The following is a 17,324-nucleotide window of genomic DNA, read 5'->3' on the forward strand; positions in this document are numbered from 1 at the left end:
GGATGGGGGCGGAGGAAAGGGGGCGGGGAAGTGCGGGCGGCCGACAGAAGCCGGCGACACCAGAACCAACTCAGTCGAGTCGAGCCAACACGATTCGCAGGCCGATGACACTGGCGATGGGGAACAGCGCAGCGACCAACCATGGGATTGCTGCTCCCCAGCCGGTGTCGGGTGACGCGTCGATCACCGCTCCGACGGCGATCGAGCCGAGGAGTACCCCGATGCCGCCGAGGGAGGCCATGAATCCGTAGTACGAGCCGAGTCGCCGTTCGGCAGCCATCTTGGGGACGAGGTCGCGCGCCTGCGGCATCGCGATCATCTGCCCCAGTGCCAGCAGCAACACGAACAGGGCGGCCGGAATCAGGCCGACGAGCCCCGTCAGCTCCATAGGACTGAGGACCGCCACCAGCGCGAAAGAGAGTGCCATGACGGCAAATCCGATCGGCAGCGTGATGCGCGGCGAGACCGCGGCGACGCGTCGGGTGATGGGCAACTGCGTCGTGACGACGAGTACCGCGGAGATTGCGAAGAACCAGCCGAGTACCGTCTGGGATCCCCAGGCCCGTTCGACCTCGAGGGGGAGCAGCAGATACAGCTGGTTGTAGGCCACCAACTGCGCGCTCATGGCGACGGCGAACAGCGCGAAGGTGCGGTTTCGGATCACGTCGGTCCAGCCCGAGAGCCACGGATCGTCGCGGTGTTCGCCGGGCTCGCGCGGCAGCCATCTGATGTGCGCGGCGATGACCAGGACGAAAATGACTGCGGCCGTCAGACATGCGATTCGGAAGTCGGCCAACAACAGCAGAGATCCGATGAGCGGGCCGGTGAACGATCCGATCTGATTGCACACCGACAACAGCGCGAAGGTCTGAACCCGGGTGGCACCGCCGCTGCGTTCGCTCTTGCCGGCTTCGATGGCGATCGCGGATTCCACTGCGGGAGAGAACAATGCGGCCGCGAACCCGACCAGTACCGTCGCGGCGATGACACCGGCGAGAGAATCGAACGCGGCCAGGCCCAGGAACCCCAGTACCCGCAGGACACAGCCGACGAGGACCACCGGCTTGATGCCCCACCGATCGGCGAGGGTGCCGCCCACGAAGAACAGGCCCTGCTGCGAGAACGTTCGGATACCGAGGACGACACCGACGAGTGCCGCTCCGAGTCCCAGATCGGACGTCAGGTGCACCGACAGATACGGCAACACCATGAAAAAGCCGATGTTGAACGTCATCTGGGTGAGAACCAGCAATCGCACCGTGGGCGTGGCGCGCCCGAGGTCGACGAGAAACGACCACCGCCACCGCGTCGGCGACTTGTCGGTCCTCGAACTCATGTAACGCGCCCTCCTGCATCGACTTTCCCGACAACGCTACCGGTCGTTCTCACCCGCCCCGACGTCGCGCTGGCGACGGAGACGGCGAGGACGGCCAGTGCGATCAACGACGCCAGCGGTGCTGCCGCGACCCACGGTGCTCGCTCGACGGCGGCTACCCCGTCGGACAGGATCAGTCCCCAATCCGCGGTCGGAGGTTGCGGACCGAGTCCCAAAAATCCGAGGGCGGCGAGCGCCAGAGCGACACCGGGCAGGCGGATCATGGCGTGCCGAAACACGGCAGGCAGCACCCCGGGAACGATGGAGCCGAACAGGATTCGACCGTTGCCGGCACCGAGTGTCGGCAAGATGGAGATGTAGGGCTGTGCTCGCGCCTCGTCGACGAGTGCCGCGGTGTGCGCGGCGAGTGGAGCCCACGTCACGATCAGGACCGCGACAGCCGCCCCGCCGGCGCTGGGACCCCAGATCGCGGCGATGAGGATGCCGGTCACGACGGGCGGAGCGGCATTGGTGACCTCCACGAGCCCTCGGGTCGCTCGGGGAATCAACCCCAGCAGCACCCCGACGAACAGGGCCGCCAGCGTGACTGCCAGCGACAGTCCGATCGATCGCACAGCCCCGTCCGCCACTCGGGCGAGCAGGTCGCGGCCGGACGCGTCGGTTCCGAACGGGAACTCCGACGTTGGTCGGGCGAACTTCTCACGTGTGGTGACCTGGCCGTCTCGTGGCAGCCCCACCAGAACCATGACCGCGAGCAGCGATGCGGCTGCAATCGGAACGATCCACCGACGCGGTGACGGGTGGAACACCCCGGCCGGGATCGGCATCGCCTTCTCGTGCAGTGCGCTGCCGAGCAGTAGACGGCGCAACAGTTCCGCCGCGATACCGAGGGCGGCACTGACGGCCAGCAGCAGCAGGATGTCGATCTGTAGGGCGGGCAGGTCCTGCGACTGCGCGTCACCGAGCGTCGAGCGCCCCAATCCCGGTATGGCGAAGACCTTTTCGACGGCCACTGCACCGCCCGTCATGGCGACCATGATCAAGCCGACCTGCGACGCAAGTCCGGGGACGGCCCGGCGCAACACAGCGAGGGCGATCTGCCGCCGGGAGAACCCGGCCACCGTCCACGTGGTCACCCATCCCTCGGTGAAGGTGACGGCTACTGCGTCGGCGAGGAGACGACCGATCAATCCACCCGCTGGAAGGCCCAGTGCCAGTGCGGGTAACACCGCATATTCCGGCCCGTTCCACCCGTACGCCGGAAACGACAACCACACTGCTCCGACGACCACCAGTACCGAGGCGAGCAGGAACTCGGGCAGGGACGTCAGGGCAGCGGCGACGCTTCCGCCGGTACGTTTCGGCGTGCCGCGCAGCCCGGCCCGCATGCTCGGCAGGACGACGAGAGCGGCCGTCACGAGCGCGACGACCATCGCGAAACCCATCAGGGTCAGCGAGACGGACAGTGCCTCGAGCGCACCGGGCAGTACGGGTTTGCCGGTGTTCCAGGATGTTCCGGGATTGCCCGACGCGAGGCCGGTGAGCCAGTTCCAGAAGGTTCGTAGCGGCCCGGCGTCGAGACCGAGGTCGTTGCGGATGGCCGCGAGGGCCTCGGGCGTCGCTTCTTGCTCGGCGGAGCGTGCACGCAGAATGCTCAGTGCGGGGTCTCGGTCGGACAACCACGGCAGCATCCCGACGAGCAGTACGACGCCCGCCACCGCGAGCAGCCGTGAGACAGTCGTTCTCACTGCCTACTCGAAGGCGGTCTGGTTGGTGATCAAGGTGCGCTCGCGTGGATCGCGGGCCACGCCGGTCACGTTCTCGGATTCTCCCTGGATGACGCGTTCGTGCAGCAGCGGTACCGCAGCGTCTTTTTCGAGGATCAGTTTTTCGGCGTCGAGGATCGCGGTGCGGCGAGCGTCGCCGGGATCGGTGGCTGCGGCGTCGGCCAGCGCGGTGTCGACCTGCGGGTCGCAGAACTGCGAGATGTTGAACGATCCCTCGCAGGCGAAGTCGGAGTACATGTACGCCGCCGGGTCTCCGGAGTCGAGCACGGTGGCGCGGGAAAGGATGAACGCATCGAATGCACCGGCGAGAGCATCGGTTTCGATGAACTGATACTCGCGCACGACCTGTTCGACGACGAATCCCTTGGCTTCGAGCTCCTGCTGCAGCAGCACCGCGACCTCCGGGAGTTCGGCTCGGTCCGTGAACGTGGCGAGGGTGATCTTCTTGCCTGCGGCGTCGCCGGCCGGGGTCTGCGTACGCGACGGCCGGTCGGTGGCCCACGGCAGAGCGGGGCCGAGCAGCCCCTTCGCGGCGTCGGCGCGGCCCTCGTACACCTGATCGACCAGACGGTCGCGATCGATCGATTCGCGTGCGGCTGCGCGCATCGCGGGATCCGCGAAGACCCCGGACGCGGTGTTCAGGTACAGCGTGTTGGTGCGCGGCATCGGCACCTCGTGCACGAGTGCCTGATCGACGTTGGCGGCCTGAGACACCGGAATCGCCTCCACCACATCGGCTGTGCCGTTGCGTAGCGCTGCGGCGCGGGCCGTGCCGTCGGGTACGAAGTCGACGTCGATGCCGGAGACCTTCGCCGGCTCTCCCCAGTAGTTCTCGTTGCGGTCGAGAGTTGCTGTCGACGTGCCGTTCACGGCCTTCAACACGAAGGGCCCGGTGCCGGTTCCGATCGGGTTGCTGCTGCCCGTCGAGTACGCGTCGGGTGCCAGGATGGCCAGCTGCGGGCTCGACAGTCGTTGCGGTACCAGTGGATCGACGTCGGCAGTGGTCACGGCGACGCTGTCGGCGTCGGTGGCGGTCACCGTCATCTCGACGCCGTCGAGGATGCGCGGCTTGGGGGCCGACTGCGTGGCTGCGGTCAGTGCGGTGACGACGGCTGCTGCGTCGAGCGGGGCTCCGTTGTGGAACGTGACGTCCGGCCGGATGTCGAAGTTCCAGGTCCGATCGTCCACGCGGTTCCAGGCGGTGGCCAGACCCGGCTCGGCCTCACCGAGATCGTCGAGAACGATCAACGTCTCGGCGGTGGACCAGCGCGACAGCTTGAAGGCGTCGTCACTGAACTGGGACAACCCCGAACGAGGTGGCTGCAGCATTGCGACGCGCACGCGGTTCTCGCCGTCGTCGGAGGAGGCAGAACTGGACGAAAAGCACCCGGTGAGCGTCAGCGTGCCCACTGCTGCGAGCGCGCCGATGCGAAACATGTTGCTGGTCAATGTAGCTCCTGATTGTGTTACGTGAGCCGAGGAACGGCGTCGATCAGATCTCGGGTGTGCTCGTGTTGGGGCCGAGTGAGAACGCTGCGGACAGAACCGGATTCGACGATGCGACCCTCCTGCATCACCGACACGTCGCTGCAGAGTCTGGTCACGGCCGACAGGTCGTGGCTGACGATCAGCAGCGCACCCGGTAGGCCGGCAAGAACATCGAGTACCTGCTCTCGGAGGTCGGGATCGAGTCCACTGACCGGCTCGTCCGCCAACAGATAGTGCGGCGCGCAGGCCACGGCTCGGGCGATGGCGACTCGTTGTTTCTGCCCGCCGGACAGCTCGGCCGAACGGCGAGCCAGGAAGTGCGCATCGAGTCCGACGGCAGACAATGCGCCGGTGGCCATGGCTCGGTGATCACCCTCGATACCGAGCAGGCGTAGCGGAGTAGCGACGAGGTCGAGGACGCTGCGGCGCGGGTCGAGGCTGGTCGCCGGATCCTGCGGAATGTACTGCACCCGGCGGCGGAACCACCGTAGCGATCCGGCCGATCCGGGTCGGACGACTCGCCCGTCGAGCGAGATCCTTCCGCCGCTCGGGGCATCGACGGCCAGCAGCAGGCGCAGCAAGGTCGTTTTGCCGGAACCGGATTCACCGACGACGGCAATCCGCCCGGTCGGCGGCACGGCGAACGTGACGGCATCCAACGCGGTGTGCGACGTGCCGTGCCGGTCGTACTGCCGCGTGAGTGCCGTACCCACCAAACCGGCAGACTCGTCCAGGCTCACGATGCAACCAGCTGCCGGAACGGATCAGCCGCCCGAGCGACGTCGATCATCTGTCGCGTTCGATCCGAGCATGGGTTCTTGAGTACCGTTGCAGTGGAACCGGATTCGATGATTTTGCCGGAATCCAGTACCAGCAGGTGGTCGCACAACTGCGCGGCGACGGCGATGTCGTGGGTGATCAGCAGCAGCGACGGCACCTGCCGCAGAGCGTCGAGAACGCGCGCCTGACTCAGGACGTCCAGTGCCGTCGTCGGTTCGTCGGCGATCACGAGCGAGCTCTCGCGCGCCAATGCCAGTGCGATGCAGACTCGTTGACGCTGACCACCCGAGAGTTCGAGTGGGTGCGAGGCCAGGACGCGCGCGGTGTCGTGCAGACCCACTCGCGCGAGCAGCGCGGCGGCGTCGGGCGTGCGTAGTTGCCCGCCGACGGTGACCATCGGGTTGAGCGCCGTCGCGGAGTCCTGGAAGACCATCGCCGGACGCGCGGTGCGCGGCCGTTGCGGGGTCGGAACACCGGCGACATCGTGGCCGTCGACGATGACGCGACCGGAACACGTGATGCCCGGCGGGAGGTATCCGACCAGAGCCGAGGCGATGGAGGACTTGCCCGAACCCGAGGCGCCCAGCAGGCCGACGCGTCGACCCGTGGGTATCTCGAACGAGACGCCGTCGACGATGCGGGTGCGTCCGGCGTCGATGCGGAGATTCTCGACGACGAGCACGACGAACTCCTGAGCCTGGAAGTGGGAATGACTTCGACAATCGTTGTCACTTGAACCATAGGCGAGCGCCGGTACGGAAACAACTCGACCTGCTTAAGCTGGACGAGTGAGCAGACCGAGGGATGCGCAGCGGTCGGCGGTGTACGACGCCGAACAGATGGTGCGGATCATGTTCGATCGAGCCGAGGAGCGCGACAACCGCGTCGTGACGGTGTTGGGCTCACAGATCACGCTGCCGATCGAGCGGAAGTTCGCCTCGTTGAAGTCCGTGCAGAGCTACGTCGATGCGGTGCTGGCGCTGGACTGGATCGCGACTACGTGGCCCGACGCCGGCCGGACGGTGACCGTTCGGGCCAGATCCGGATCGGGTGCCGCCCACTACGAACGCGACGCCGCGACCATCGCGGTACCCCTGCATCAGGGCAATCGGGCCTGGGCGCTGCGCGAGCTGGTGGTGCTGCACGAACTGGCTCACCACTTCGGTGACGAGGACGAGCAACAGCACGGCGGAGCGTTCGTCGATCGCTACATCACGTTGGTCGGCGACATCGTCGGCTCCGAGGCCGGGTTCGTTCTCCGAGCGATGATGGCCGAGAGCGGAGTACGAGTCGGCTGATCTCGGTCGACGTGCATCGCGGGAAACGAGGTGCATCATGGGTGAGACAGCCCACACGACGAGGAGACGTACATGACCGTCAAGATCGGTGTTCAGCTTCAGCCCCAGCACGCGCCCGACTATCAGCTGATCCGCGACGCGGTGCTGCGGTCCGAAGACGCGGGAGTCGACATCGTCTTCAACTGGGACCACTTCTATCCGCTGTACGGCGACCTCGACGGCGCGCATTTCGAGTGCTGGACGATGCTCGGTGCCTGGGCCGAGCAGACGTCGAACGTGGAGATCGGCGCGCTCGTCACCGGAGGTGGCTACCGCAATCCCGACCTGCTGGCAGACATGGCGCGCACCGTCGATCACATCAGCGGCGGCCGGTTGATTCTCGGCATCGGTGCCGGATGGAACGAGAAGGACTACGACAACTTCGGCTACGAATTCGGTACGGCCGGTTCACGTCTGGCGCTGCTCAAGGAGAGCCTGGGCAGGATCCGGCACCGCCTCGACGTCGGTAACCCGGCCCCGACGCGCGACATCCCGATCCTCATCGGCGGCGGCGGTGAGAAGAAGACCCTCAAGCTGGTGGCCGAGTACGCCCACATCTGGCACAGCTTCGCCGACCTCGATGCACTGAAGCGTAAATCCGAGATCCTCGCCGAGCACGGCACCACCGTCGGGCGGGACACCTCGGGCATCACCCGCTCGGTCTCGTGGCCCGGCGCAGACACCGCACAGGACTTCGTCGACGCCGGAGCCACGCTGTTCACCGTCGGTACCGGGGGACCGGATTACGACCTCACGGAACTGGGCGAGGCCATCGCGTGGCGGGACGCACACCGCTAGACGCGATTGAGGTGAGGGAATTTCGGGAACAAGCGGGTTGCTTCATACAACTGCAATGTGATTGTCGTGTGCCTCCATCGGCACGATAGCCTCGTTCGTCCCTCCCGATTGCACCTAGGAGCTTCATCTTGAACACACGTCGTTTACGAGGCCGTGCCATCGCAGCAGTTGCTGCGACGCTCGCACTCACGCTCGGAGCCGTCGCATGTTCCGACGGAAGCTCGGGTGGCACCGGCGAGAACGCTCTGGCCGGTTCCGACCAGGCCTCGCTCGACAAGTACACGACCGACAGCGTCACCGCGCTCGATCAGATCGACACCGCGAACCTCGGTCTGATCAAGCCGGGGACGTTGTACGTCGGCACCCTGTCCGACGCGCCGCCGAACATCTTCATCGACGATGCAGGCAACTTCACCGGCTTCGACAACGAGCTGCTCAAAGCCGTCGCGGCCAAGCTGAACCTCACCGTCGAGTTCTCGGCGACCGAGTTCTCGGGCCTGCTCGCAGCGGTCAACAACAAGGTCTACGACGCCGGTTCCTCGTCCATCTCTACCACGGATGCCCGTCGTCAGACCGTCGGCTTCACCAACGGTTACGACTTCGGTGAGATGGCACTGGTCGCGAAGAACGACTACTCGATCAAGACGATCGCCGAGTTGAACGCCGATCAGCGCATCGCCGTCGTGCAGGGCACCGTGCAGGACGATTACGTCACCAACACCCTCGGCATCGAGCCGGTGCGGTTCCCGGATTACAACACCGCGTACGCGAACGTGAAGTCCGGTCAGGTCGACGCCTGGGTCGCACCGTCGCAGCAGGCAACCGGTCAGGTCAAGACCGAGGACGGTGTCTCCATTCTGGAGAAGACCATCAACACCACCAACTTCACCGCCTACGCCGTCGCCAAGGACAACCAGCCGTTGATCGACGCCCTGAACGCCGGCCTCGACGCCGTGGTCGACGACGGCACCTGGAGCACGCTCGAGAAGCAGTGGTACCCGGACCGTGAGGTCCCCGCCGACTGGAAGCCGGGCAGCAAGGCGTCCGTTCTGCCGGCGTCGTAAGGGCACTCGTACCTCATGGGCACTCTGTCGAATCTGTACGACACGTTCTTCGATTGGGAACTGATCGGCGAGACCATTCCCAAACTGGTCACGGTCGGATTGCCGAACACCCTCATTCTGGCGGTCTCGTCGGGAGTGATCGGTACCGTGATCGGACTCGGGCTGGCGGTGGCGGGTATCTCCCGCACCCGCTGGCTGCGGTGGCCGGCGCGGGTGTACACGGACATCTTTCGTGGACTACCCGCCGCCGTGGTCATCCTGCTCATCGGCCTCGGGTTCGGCCCGACGCTGACCCAATTCACCGGCAGCAGAAGCCCGTTCCCGCTGGGCATCCTGGCGCTGTCGTTGATGGCAGCGGCCTACTTCGGTGAGATCTTCCGCTCCGGCATCCAGAGCGTCGACTCCGGGCAGCTCGAAGCCTCCCGCGCACTGGGTTTCAGCTACCGACGGTCCATGAACCTCGTGGTCGTGCCGCAGGGCATTCGGCGCGTGCTACCTGCGATCGTCAACCAGTTCATCTCGTTGATCAAGGACAGCTCGCTGATCTACTTCCTGGGTCTGCTTGCCTCGCAACGAGAATTGTTCCGCGTCGGCCAGGACACCGCCGCCCAGACCGGCAATCTCTCGCCGCTGCTGGCCGCCGGATTGTTCTATCTCATCCTGACCATCCCGCTGACGCACCTGGTCAATTACATCGACCGACGCCTACGATCCGGTAAGGCCGACACCTCGGGCACCCTCGGTCCCGTCGAAACATCCATCGTGGTGGAGAGGTAGCCGACGTGACTTCAGTTTCTCTGACCGGCAAGGACATTCACCTGTCGTTCGGTACCAACAAGGTTCTGCGTGGGGTGAGCCTGCATGTCGACGCAGGTAAGACCACCACTGTCATCGGGCCTTCGGGCTCGGGTAAGTCCACGCTGTTGCGGGCCCTCAATCGCCTGCACGAGCCCGAGCAGGGAGACATCCTGCTCGACGGCAAGTCGGTGCTGAAGGACAACCCCGACGAACTTCGTCAGCGGATCGGAATGGTGTTCCAGCACTTTAACCTGTTCCCGCACAAGACCGTCGCAGACAACATCGCGCTCGGCCCGCAGAAGCTGCTGGGGCTCAACAAGGATGCGGCGCGCGCGGCCGCGATGGAGCAGCTCGAACTGGTGGGCCTGGCCAACAAGGCGGATTCGCGTCCCGGCAACCTCTCGGGTGGCCAGCAGCAGCGCGTCGCCATCGCGCGAGCACTGGCCATGAAGCCCGAGGTGATGTTCTTCGACGAGGCCACCTCTGCACTGGACCCGGAACTGGTCAAGGGAGTGCTGGCATTGATGGCCGACCTCGCCAAGGGCGGCATGACGATGGTCGTGGTGACCCACGAAATGGGCTTCGCTCGGTCCGTGTCGAACAAGGTCCTGTTCATGGATCACGGCAGCGCCGTCGAAACCGGAACGCCGGAGCAGTTGTTCGACGATCCGCACACCGATCGACTGAAGACGTTCCTCTCGCAGGTGCTGTAGCAGCGACCAAGGGTTACCTCGTTCTCCGGGACTTCACCTGAGCGTTCCTTTACTTTCGCTTTTGGGTGACAGCGTGCCGTGACATGAAGCCACTGCCCCTGTTCGCCGTTCACGACGGAAGCTCCAAACGATCATCGTTGACCTGCAAGTACAAGTGCGGCGATGCCTGTTTCCACGAGATTCCCAATACGTCGAAGGGCCAGTACTTCGGCGACATCGTCAAGACTGCTATGTCGCGGCGCGGCGTCATCAAGGGCGGGGCGATGGCAGTGCTCGCCGTCGGCGCGGGTAGCGCGCTGGCCGCATGCTCGACCGACGAGCCGGCAGCCACGGGAACCTCGACCACCTCGGGCTCCGATACCCCGCCCGTCGACGGCGTGGATTTCGTTGCAGTGGAACCGAACACCGAGGACGCGGTCGTCGTTCCCGACGGCTATGAGCAGGGCATCGTCATTCGCTGGGGCGACGCCGTAGTCGCGGGCGCACCGGCCTTCGACTTCGACAAGCAGATCGGCGCGGCGCAGGAGAAGCAGTTCGGTTTCAACAACGACTTCGCCGGCCTGTTGCCGATCGAGGGCACGCCCAACGCCCACCTGCTGGTGGTCAACCACGAATACAGCACGGAACCGGCAATGTTCAAGGGCTACGACGCGGAGAACCCCACCCGCGAGCAGTTCGACGTAGCCCTTGCGGCACACGGCCTTTCCGTCGTACAGGTGCAGGGCGAATCGGGCACCGGCAAGCTCACCCCCGCTATGGGCCAGTACAACCGGCGCATCACCGGCACCACCGAGTTCGTCATCACCGGGCCCGCCGCAGGCAGCGACTTCCTCAAGACCAGCGTGGACCCCACCGGCACCAAGGTGTTCGGCACGTTCAACAACTGCTCGGGCGGTCTGACCCCGTGGGGAACGGTGCTCTCCGGCGAGGAGAACTTCAACCAGTATTTCGCCAACGCCGAGACCGTCACGGATGCGACTGTGGCCAAGCGCCTGTCGCGCTACGGCGTCGAAGGCGGTGCCAGCGAACGTAAGTGGGAGCGCTTCGACAAGCGATTCGATCTGGCGCAGGAACCCAACGAGGTCAACCGATTCGGCTACATCGTCGAGGTGAATCCGTGGGATCCGCAGTCGGCCCCTATCAAGCACACCGCTCTGGGCCGGTTCAAGCACGAGGCCGCGACCATCCACGTCACCGACGACGGCACCGTCGTGGCGTACAGCGGCGACGACGAACGTTTCGACTACATGTACAAGTTCGTCTCGAGCCGAAAGATGATGCCCGGCACCGGCCAGGCCGCGATGCGCAACAACCTGACCTTGCTCGACGCCGGCACGCTCTACGTCGCCAACCTCACCGGCGATACCCCCGACGAGATCGACGGCTCGGGCACGCTGCCCTCCAACGGTGAATTCCGTGGCAGCGGAACGTGGATCCCCTTGCTCGAAACCGGCGAGGACGGCCGCGGCAAGTCTCTCGTCGACGGTATGTCGGCCGAGGAAGTCGCCGTGTTCACCCGTCAGGCGGGCGACGCAGTGGGCGCGACCAAGATGGACCGCCCCGAAGACTTCGAGCCGAACCCGGTGACCGGCAAGGTGTATGTCGCACTGACCAACAACTCCAACCGCGGCACCGAGGGCAAGGCGGCCGCCGACGAGGCCAATCCCCGCAACAAGAACAAGAACGGGCAGGTACTCGAACTCGACGACGACCACGCCGGGACGTCGTTCACGTGGAACCTGTTGTTGGTCTGCGGTGATCCGAACGAGGCCGACACGTACTTCGGCGGATTCGACAAGAGTCAGGTCAGCCCCATCTCGTGCCCCGACAACCTCGCCTTCGACTCGAAGGGCAACCTGTGGGTCTCGACCGACGGTAATGCCCTCGACTCCAACGACGGCCTGTTCGCCGTGGTGCTCGACGGCCCCCGTCGCGGCGAGACACGTCAGTTCCTGACCGTCCCCGCCGGCGGCGAGACCTGTGGCCCCATCGTCACCGACGAGCGCGTCATGGTCTGCGTCCAGCACCCGGGTGAAAGCGACGACGCCACCGCCGACGCTCCGATCTCGCACTGGCCCGACGGCGGCGACACGCAGCCGCGGCCGTCCATCGTCGCGGTGTGGAAGTCCGCCTAGCCCAGACTGTTCCGATAGAGCCACGATGCCCGTAGTCGAATCCTCGACTACGGGCATCGGGCGGTGTTCACTTCGCCACCGACGACGCGATCAAATCCTCGACCACGGCGGCGATCACCGCATTCGCGTGCTCGGGGTTGGTCACCACCGACACCGTTCGGGTCGGTGCATCGACGACGTCGATCATGTGCAGTTCGGGGAGGATCGACGCCAAGGACGACGGCAGCAGTGTCACCCCCAACCCTGCTGCGGTGAGTTGACCGATGAGGTCGGCCGAATCGGCCTCCAGAATGTGTCCACGGGGAACCGACGAGCGGGTGAATGCATGATCGGATTGCAGTCTGGCCTCGCTTCCCGCCGGCCGGTCGATCATCGTCATCTCGGACAGGTCGGCCAACCGTATCGAATTCCTTTGAGCCCAAGGATGATCGGGACCGACGAACAGTGACAGCGGCTCGGTCCACAGGGCGGTGACGGTCAATCCCGGATGTGGGCGTCCGGGCGCGAGTCCGATGATTCCGAGATCGAGGTCTCCGCGTGCGATGCCGTCGAGAACGTCGGCGCTCGGCCGCGGCAGCAAGGTCACCGACGTGTTGGGAAATCGCTGGGAGATACGGCCGACCACCGCGGCCAGATCGACACGGGCGAGGGGCGCGATCATGCCGATACGCAGCCGCCTGATGGCGGTCGTGGGATCGGGAGCGACGTCGGCCACCAATCGGGACACGGCACCGAGCACGCTGTGCGCGCGTTCGAGAAAGATCTGTCCGGCCGGGGTGATGGTGACGCTTCGGCTCGTGCGCGCGAACAGTTCTACGCCCAGCTCTTTTTCCAGGTCTCTGATCTGGCTGCTCAGCGCCGATTGAGCGACTCGCAGCCGAGCTGCTGCACGCCCGAAGTGCTGCTCTTCGGCGACCGCCACGGCGTACCGGATGTGTCTGAGTTCCACGCTTCGCAACTCTATCTGTTTAGACGATCGATCGTTCGGAACGTTCTATTGGACAGCTGGATGCGCAACGAGCACCCTTGTTCATGTGAAGACAGCAAGCACCTCGCGCACCGGCGTGAGCACCCCCGTCGTCGCCCTGATGGCGATCGCCACCGGACTCTCGGCCGGCGGCAACTATCTCAACCAGCCGCTGCTCGACCTCATTGCCACCGAATTCGACGTGTCCGAGACAGCGGCAGCCACCTCGGTGACCGTCGCACAGATTTCCTACGCCCTCGGCCTGCTGCTCATCGTGCCTCTCGGCGACGTCGTCGATCGCCGCGCGTTGAGCGTCGGGCTGATGATTCTCGCTGCGACGGGTCAGGCGATCACCGGATTCGCGCCCGGCCTCTCCTGGCTCCTCGTCGGCACGGCGATCGCTGGACTGTTCTCGGTGGCGGCGCAGGTGATCGTGCCGTTCGCCGCGTCGATGGCGCACCCGGAGCAAGCGGGACGCATCGTCGGAGTGGTCATGGGCGGGTTGCTGACGGGCATCCTGCTGGCCCGCAGCATCTCGGGGCTGCTGTCGTCGGTGACGGGGTGGCAGGGCGTCTACCGTGTGGCCGCGGTGTTGATGCTGATCGCCGCGGTCGGCCTGTGGCGGGTGCTGCCACGCAACACCGTGACGGCGGACGTCACCTACGGCTCGGCGCTGGTGTCGATGATTCGGCTGGTGCGCACCCACCCCAGGCTTCGGACTCGCGCGGTGCTCGGCGGTCTCGGCTTCGCGTCGGTGAGCACGGTGTTCGCGACGATGACGCTGTTGCTGTCGTCGAGGTTCGGTTTCGGTGCCGTCCAGATCGGACTGATCGGATTGGCCGGTGTCGGCGGCGCGTTGATGGCCTCCGTCGCGGGCCGGCTCGCAGACCGCGGACTGGTGCAATGGGCCAGCGGTACCTGTGCGGTTCTGCTGATCGCACTCTGGCCGATGTTCGCCGTCGGCGGCCACTACTGGGTGGTGTTCGTGGTCGCATTCGTACTTCTCGACCTGGCACTGCAGGGCGTGCACGTGAGCAACCAGCACATCGTCTACGCCCTGGAACCGGCTGCTCGCGCCCGAATCAACTCCGTCTACATGACGACGTACTTCGTGGGCGCCTCAGCAGGATCTGCCGTCGGGACGTTGGCGTGGAAGCATTTCGACTGGGCAGGTGTGTGCGCTGCGGGGGCCGTGTTCGCGGTCGCCGCACTGCTGGTCTGGCTACTGGATCTGCAGGTGGACGCCCGTCGACGTCGGGAAAACACTTGCGGGACGCCCGGTGGGTCCGAGCCGACGATGGTGAACAGTCACTAATGCGTTCTGTTCCGAGACGTGGTTGAGTCGTTCTCGATGAGACGTGGGTAACACTCACGCTGCCGACGGCGACATACCCAGAGTCGGCACGAATAAACCATAGAAACACGAACTACTTCTCTTGGCTCGGAGGCGCACCCATGACTGTCGTGAACGATCGCATCCACGTGGCTCTCACGGAACTCGACCCGTCCGATTACGCGGTGCCGACCATCGCACCGATTCGTACGGCCGGCCACCTCGACCCGGTGTTCTGCATCCACCCCCTCGTCGGGCTGGTCGACTGCTACGCGGAACTCGCAGCACACGTCGACGACGCGCGTCCCATCTACGGCGTCCAGGTCCCGACGTCGGGAGAGCTCGCGGAGTCCCTCGTCGCCTTGGCCTCGCAGTACGCCGACGACATCGTTCGCATCCAGACCGCCGGGGCCGTACACCTGCTGGGCACGTCCTTCGGTGGAGTACTCGCGCACGCCATCGCCGTCGAGCTGCAGAGTCGCGGCGTCACGGTCGGTGCACTGACGTTGCTCGACAGCGACCCCGTTCGGTCCAGCGCCGACAGCGCCGACCTGCTCGGATCCATGGGCGACGACATCGATCGCAGCCACGCCGAAGAGTTGCTCGCCGTTGCCTCGCACAACGACGAACTCGCCCAGCGGCACCTGCCGGGCATCTACTTCGGTGACATCCTCGCCGTGTCCTCGATGGGAACCGACTCCGGTTCCGCGTGGCACCCCTTCGTCTGCGGCACGATCGCCAAGTACCTCGTGCCCGACGCCACCTCGTTCGACGTCGTCGGCCCGTTGGTCGACAGCTACCTCGGCTGATCCGTCCGGTTCATCCGAGCCAATCCAGTACGGCGGCGGCCGTCCAGGACTGCTGCATGCTGCCGAGCGGCTTGCCGGTGAACGGCTCGTAGTACTCGGCGAAGCTGCCGTCACTCGCCTGACGCAGACCCTCGTCTCGCAAAGACAGTGATCGCTCCGACCACCCGCGGCGTGCGAAAGCCCACGAGAACAGCCATGTCATCACCGGCCACACCGGTCCCCGCCAGTACTCGCGAGCACGGAAGTCCTTCGACACCGGGGACGTCGACGGCGGTACCGCGTACCGCAGGTCCGGATGTCCGCAGAACCGGGTGCCCTCGAAGATCCGAATGAGATTGCGCTCCTGCTCGCGCGGCAATCCGCCGCACAGCAGCGGCGCGAACATGGCAATGGTCTCCGTGCCGATCCACTGACCCGTCCGCAGATCGAAATCTCGTGCCCCGCCCGAACGCGTGTCGGTGGTCGCGATGACTCCCGTGCGGAACTTGTCCGCCCACCCGCGCAATTCGCGCACATCCGAGCGCGGTCGCGAGTGGTCCTCCCCGATGGTGGCGAGGACGTCGCACGCGACGGCGAAGATGGCACTGACGAACACGTCCTCGACGGCGAAGCTCATCTTGGTCTTCAACGCATCGTCGTCGTAGCCGACCTGTTTCATCTCCTCCACCAACCAGATGTAGCGGTCGTACTCGATGTTGCTGGGCCGCTGAGACGAGTCGGTGATGACCGCCTTGTCCTCGCGAAAATACGGATCCATCTCTCCGGCAACCACATTGGCGTAGGCCGAATCCCATCGCGGCGAATTGTCCATGCCGGACTCCCAGCCGTGGAACAGCGCGATGCGTCCGTTGTCGTCGACGTCGCGGGCCTGGGCGAGCCAACGATGCCACCGCACCAGATCACCCCAGCGGCGATCGAGGAACTCCTCCGCCACCGCTCGCGTCGTGCGGCCGTGGCGTTTGGAGTGATCGAGGATGCGCTGCACGGCGATCGCGTGGACGGGTGGTTGGGTGATTCCGGAGGTCTGCGGACTCATCGGAGCGTGGGTCGCCAACGTCCCGGTGGCCCACCTCGCAGGGCCGGGGAAGTAGCCGTCGACACCGTTGGCGAACACGATGTGCGGAATCATCCCGTTCTTCCACTGCGCCGAGAGCAACGTGTCCATCTCCACGACGGCCCGCTCGACGCTCAGCGGTGCCAAGCCGACGGAAACGAATGCGGCGTCCCAACTCCACATGTGCGGGTACAACCTGGGTGCTGCGCTGGTCATGGTGCCCAGGTCGTTGCCTCGGAGCAGATACGCCGCACGTGCGGCCAGCTGCGTGGAAGTGAAACCGCGATCGCCCATGCAGATAGTTTGCGTCCGGCGGCCGATTTCTGCTCGGTTGGATTGCGGACCGAACGTGTCCGCGATCGCTCCTAGTGTGAGTTTCACCAGCTACCAGGAGGAAAACGATGGCCACCGAGAACACCGACATCCAGAAAATGCTCGCCGAACAGCGCGCGAACTTTCTCATCACCGTCCGCGGCATCAGCGAGGAACAGGCACGCACCCGCACCACCGCGAGCGAGCTGACCCTCGGCGGACTGCTGCACCACGTGATCAGCAACGAGCGCCACTGGATGACAGTGATCGCAGAGCTGGACGAGACGGCCGAATTCGACATGGCCGCCGCCGGCAGCGAGTACGTGATGGCCGAGAACGAGACCGTCGCCGGACTCGTCGCCGAATGGGAAGAGGTGGCCGGTGCCACCTCGGCAGCGCTAGAAACTTTGGACCTCGACCTGTCGGTACCTGTCCCGACGGCGCCGTGGGCACCCGAACGAATCTGGCAGAGTGCACGATTCACGGTTCTGCACATCCTTCGCGAAATCTCTCAGCACGCCGGCCACGCGGACATCATTCGCGAGGAACTCGACGGCGCGAACACCACCCAGGCATGGGCATCCGAGGCGGGGATGAGCTTCTAGCTAACCTG

At 65.4% G+C, this 17,324-nt stretch carries 14 protein-coding genes and 1 pseudogene; 8 read left to right on the top strand and 7 right to left on the bottom strand.

Annotated features, from left to right (window positions below):
• Window positions 1-70: 70 nt before the first annotated feature.
• From CH285_RS25430 to CH285_RS25450, 5 genes are read right to left on the bottom strand one after another with little or no spacing between them, the layout of a single operon-like run.
• Entirely contained in the window at window positions 71-1,336 is a 1,266-nt protein-coding gene (locus tag CH285_RS25430) for an MDR family MFS transporter (protein ID WP_094642743.1), read from the bottom strand.
• Complete coding sequence (locus CH285_RS25435) at window positions 1,333-3,084, bottom strand: ABC transporter permease subunit (RefSeq protein WP_217900677.1); 1,752 nt, start codon at window positions 3,082-3,084, stop codon at window positions 1,333-1,335. Before CH285_RS25435 ends, CH285_RS25430 begins: the two co-directional genes overlap by 4 nt.
• A gap of 3 nt (window positions 3,085-3,087) precedes the next feature.
• Window positions 3,088-4,572, bottom strand: a complete 1,485-nt coding sequence (locus tag CH285_RS25440) for an ABC transporter substrate-binding protein (RefSeq protein ID WP_255032278.1) — start codon at window positions 4,570-4,572, stop codon at window positions 3,088-3,090.
• A 17-nt stretch (window positions 4,573-4,589) separates the two neighbouring features.
• Window positions 4,590-5,351 carry an ABC transporter ATP-binding protein gene (locus tag CH285_RS25445; protein WP_217900676.1) on the bottom strand — a complete coding sequence of 254 codons (762 nt, stop codon included), beginning with the start codon at window positions 5,349-5,351 and terminating at the stop codon, window positions 4,590-4,592.
• Window positions 5,348-6,073 (bottom strand): ATP-binding cassette domain-containing protein, encoded by a 726-nt coding sequence (locus tag CH285_RS25450; protein WP_094642744.1) that lies wholly within the window; start codon window positions 6,071-6,073, stop codon window positions 5,348-5,350. The genes CH285_RS25445 and CH285_RS25450 overlap by 4 nt, the downstream gene beginning before the upstream one ends.
• 106 nt (window positions 6,074-6,179) lie before the next feature.
• Between CH285_RS25450 and CH285_RS25455 the strand changes: the two genes are divergently transcribed.
• From CH285_RS25455 to CH285_RS25480, 5 genes and pseudogenes are all read left to right on the top strand, one after another.
• Window positions 6,180-6,689 carry a TIGR04338 family metallohydrolase gene (locus tag CH285_RS25455; RefSeq protein ID WP_027495044.1) on the top strand — a complete coding sequence of 170 codons (510 nt, stop codon included), beginning with the start codon at window positions 6,180-6,182 and terminating at the stop codon, window positions 6,687-6,689.
• Window positions 6,690-6,761: 72 nt separating this feature from the next.
• The gene (locus tag CH285_RS25460) at window positions 6,762-7,526 is read left to right on the top strand and encodes an LLM class F420-dependent oxidoreductase (RefSeq protein ID WP_032367654.1); all 765 of its coding nucleotides are present in this window, start codon (window positions 6,762-6,764) and stop codon (window positions 7,524-7,526) included.
• A gap of 125 nt (window positions 7,527-7,651) precedes the next feature.
• Window positions 7,652-9,367: pseudogene (locus CH285_RS28530) on the top strand (ABC transporter substrate-binding protein/permease).
• A 5-nt stretch (window positions 9,368-9,372) separates the two neighbouring features.
• Window positions 9,373-10,101 carry an amino acid ABC transporter ATP-binding protein gene (locus CH285_RS25475; protein WP_174557188.1) on the top strand — a complete coding sequence of 243 codons (729 nt, stop codon included), beginning with the start codon at window positions 9,373-9,375 and terminating at the stop codon, window positions 10,099-10,101.
• Window positions 10,102-10,184: 83 nt separating this feature from the next.
• Window positions 10,185-12,236 carry a PhoX family protein gene (locus CH285_RS25480; RefSeq protein WP_094642746.1) on the top strand — a complete coding sequence of 684 codons (2,052 nt, stop codon included), beginning with the start codon at window positions 10,185-10,187 and terminating at the stop codon, window positions 12,234-12,236.
• A 67-nt stretch (window positions 12,237-12,303) separates the two neighbouring features.
• On the opposite strand, the gene CH285_RS25485 is transcribed toward CH285_RS25480, so the two are convergent.
• Entirely contained in the window at window positions 12,304-13,185 is an 882-nt protein-coding gene (locus CH285_RS25485) for a LysR family transcriptional regulator (protein WP_094642747.1), read from the bottom strand.
• A 139-nt stretch (window positions 13,186-13,324) separates the two neighbouring features.
• On the opposite strand from CH285_RS25485, the gene CH285_RS25490 reads away from it, so the two are divergent.
• On the top strand, window positions 13,325-14,518 hold the full coding sequence (locus CH285_RS25490; RefSeq protein ID WP_255032279.1) for an MFS transporter: 1,194 nt from the start codon (window positions 13,325-13,327) through the stop codon (window positions 14,516-14,518).
• Between the two features lie 140 nt (window positions 14,519-14,658).
• Window positions 14,659-15,345, top strand: coding sequence for a thioesterase domain-containing protein (locus CH285_RS25495; protein WP_094642749.1), 687 nt, complete (start codon window positions 14,659-14,661; stop codon window positions 15,343-15,345).
• A gap of 10 nt (window positions 15,346-15,355) precedes the next feature.
• On the opposite strand, the gene ggh is transcribed toward CH285_RS25495, so the two are convergent.
• Window positions 15,356-16,693, bottom strand: a complete 1,338-nt coding sequence (gene ggh / locus CH285_RS25500) for a glucosylglycerate hydrolase (RefSeq protein WP_094642811.1) — start codon at window positions 16,691-16,693, stop codon at window positions 15,356-15,358.
• A gap of 107 nt (window positions 16,694-16,800) precedes the next feature.
• On the opposite strand from ggh, the gene CH285_RS25505 reads away from it, so the two are divergent.
• On the top strand, window positions 16,801-17,316 hold the full coding sequence (locus CH285_RS25505) for a DinB family protein (protein WP_027495035.1): 516 nt from the start codon (window positions 16,801-16,803) through the stop codon (window positions 17,314-17,316).
• The last annotated feature ends 8 nt before the right edge of the window (window positions 17,317-17,324 follow it).

The sequence above is a fragment of the Rhodococcus sp. 05-2256-B1 genome (assembly GCF_002258465.1).
In the GTDB taxonomy this organism is placed as follows: Bacteria; Actinomycetota; Actinomycetes; order Mycobacteriales; family Mycobacteriaceae; genus Rhodococcoides; species Rhodococcoides fascians.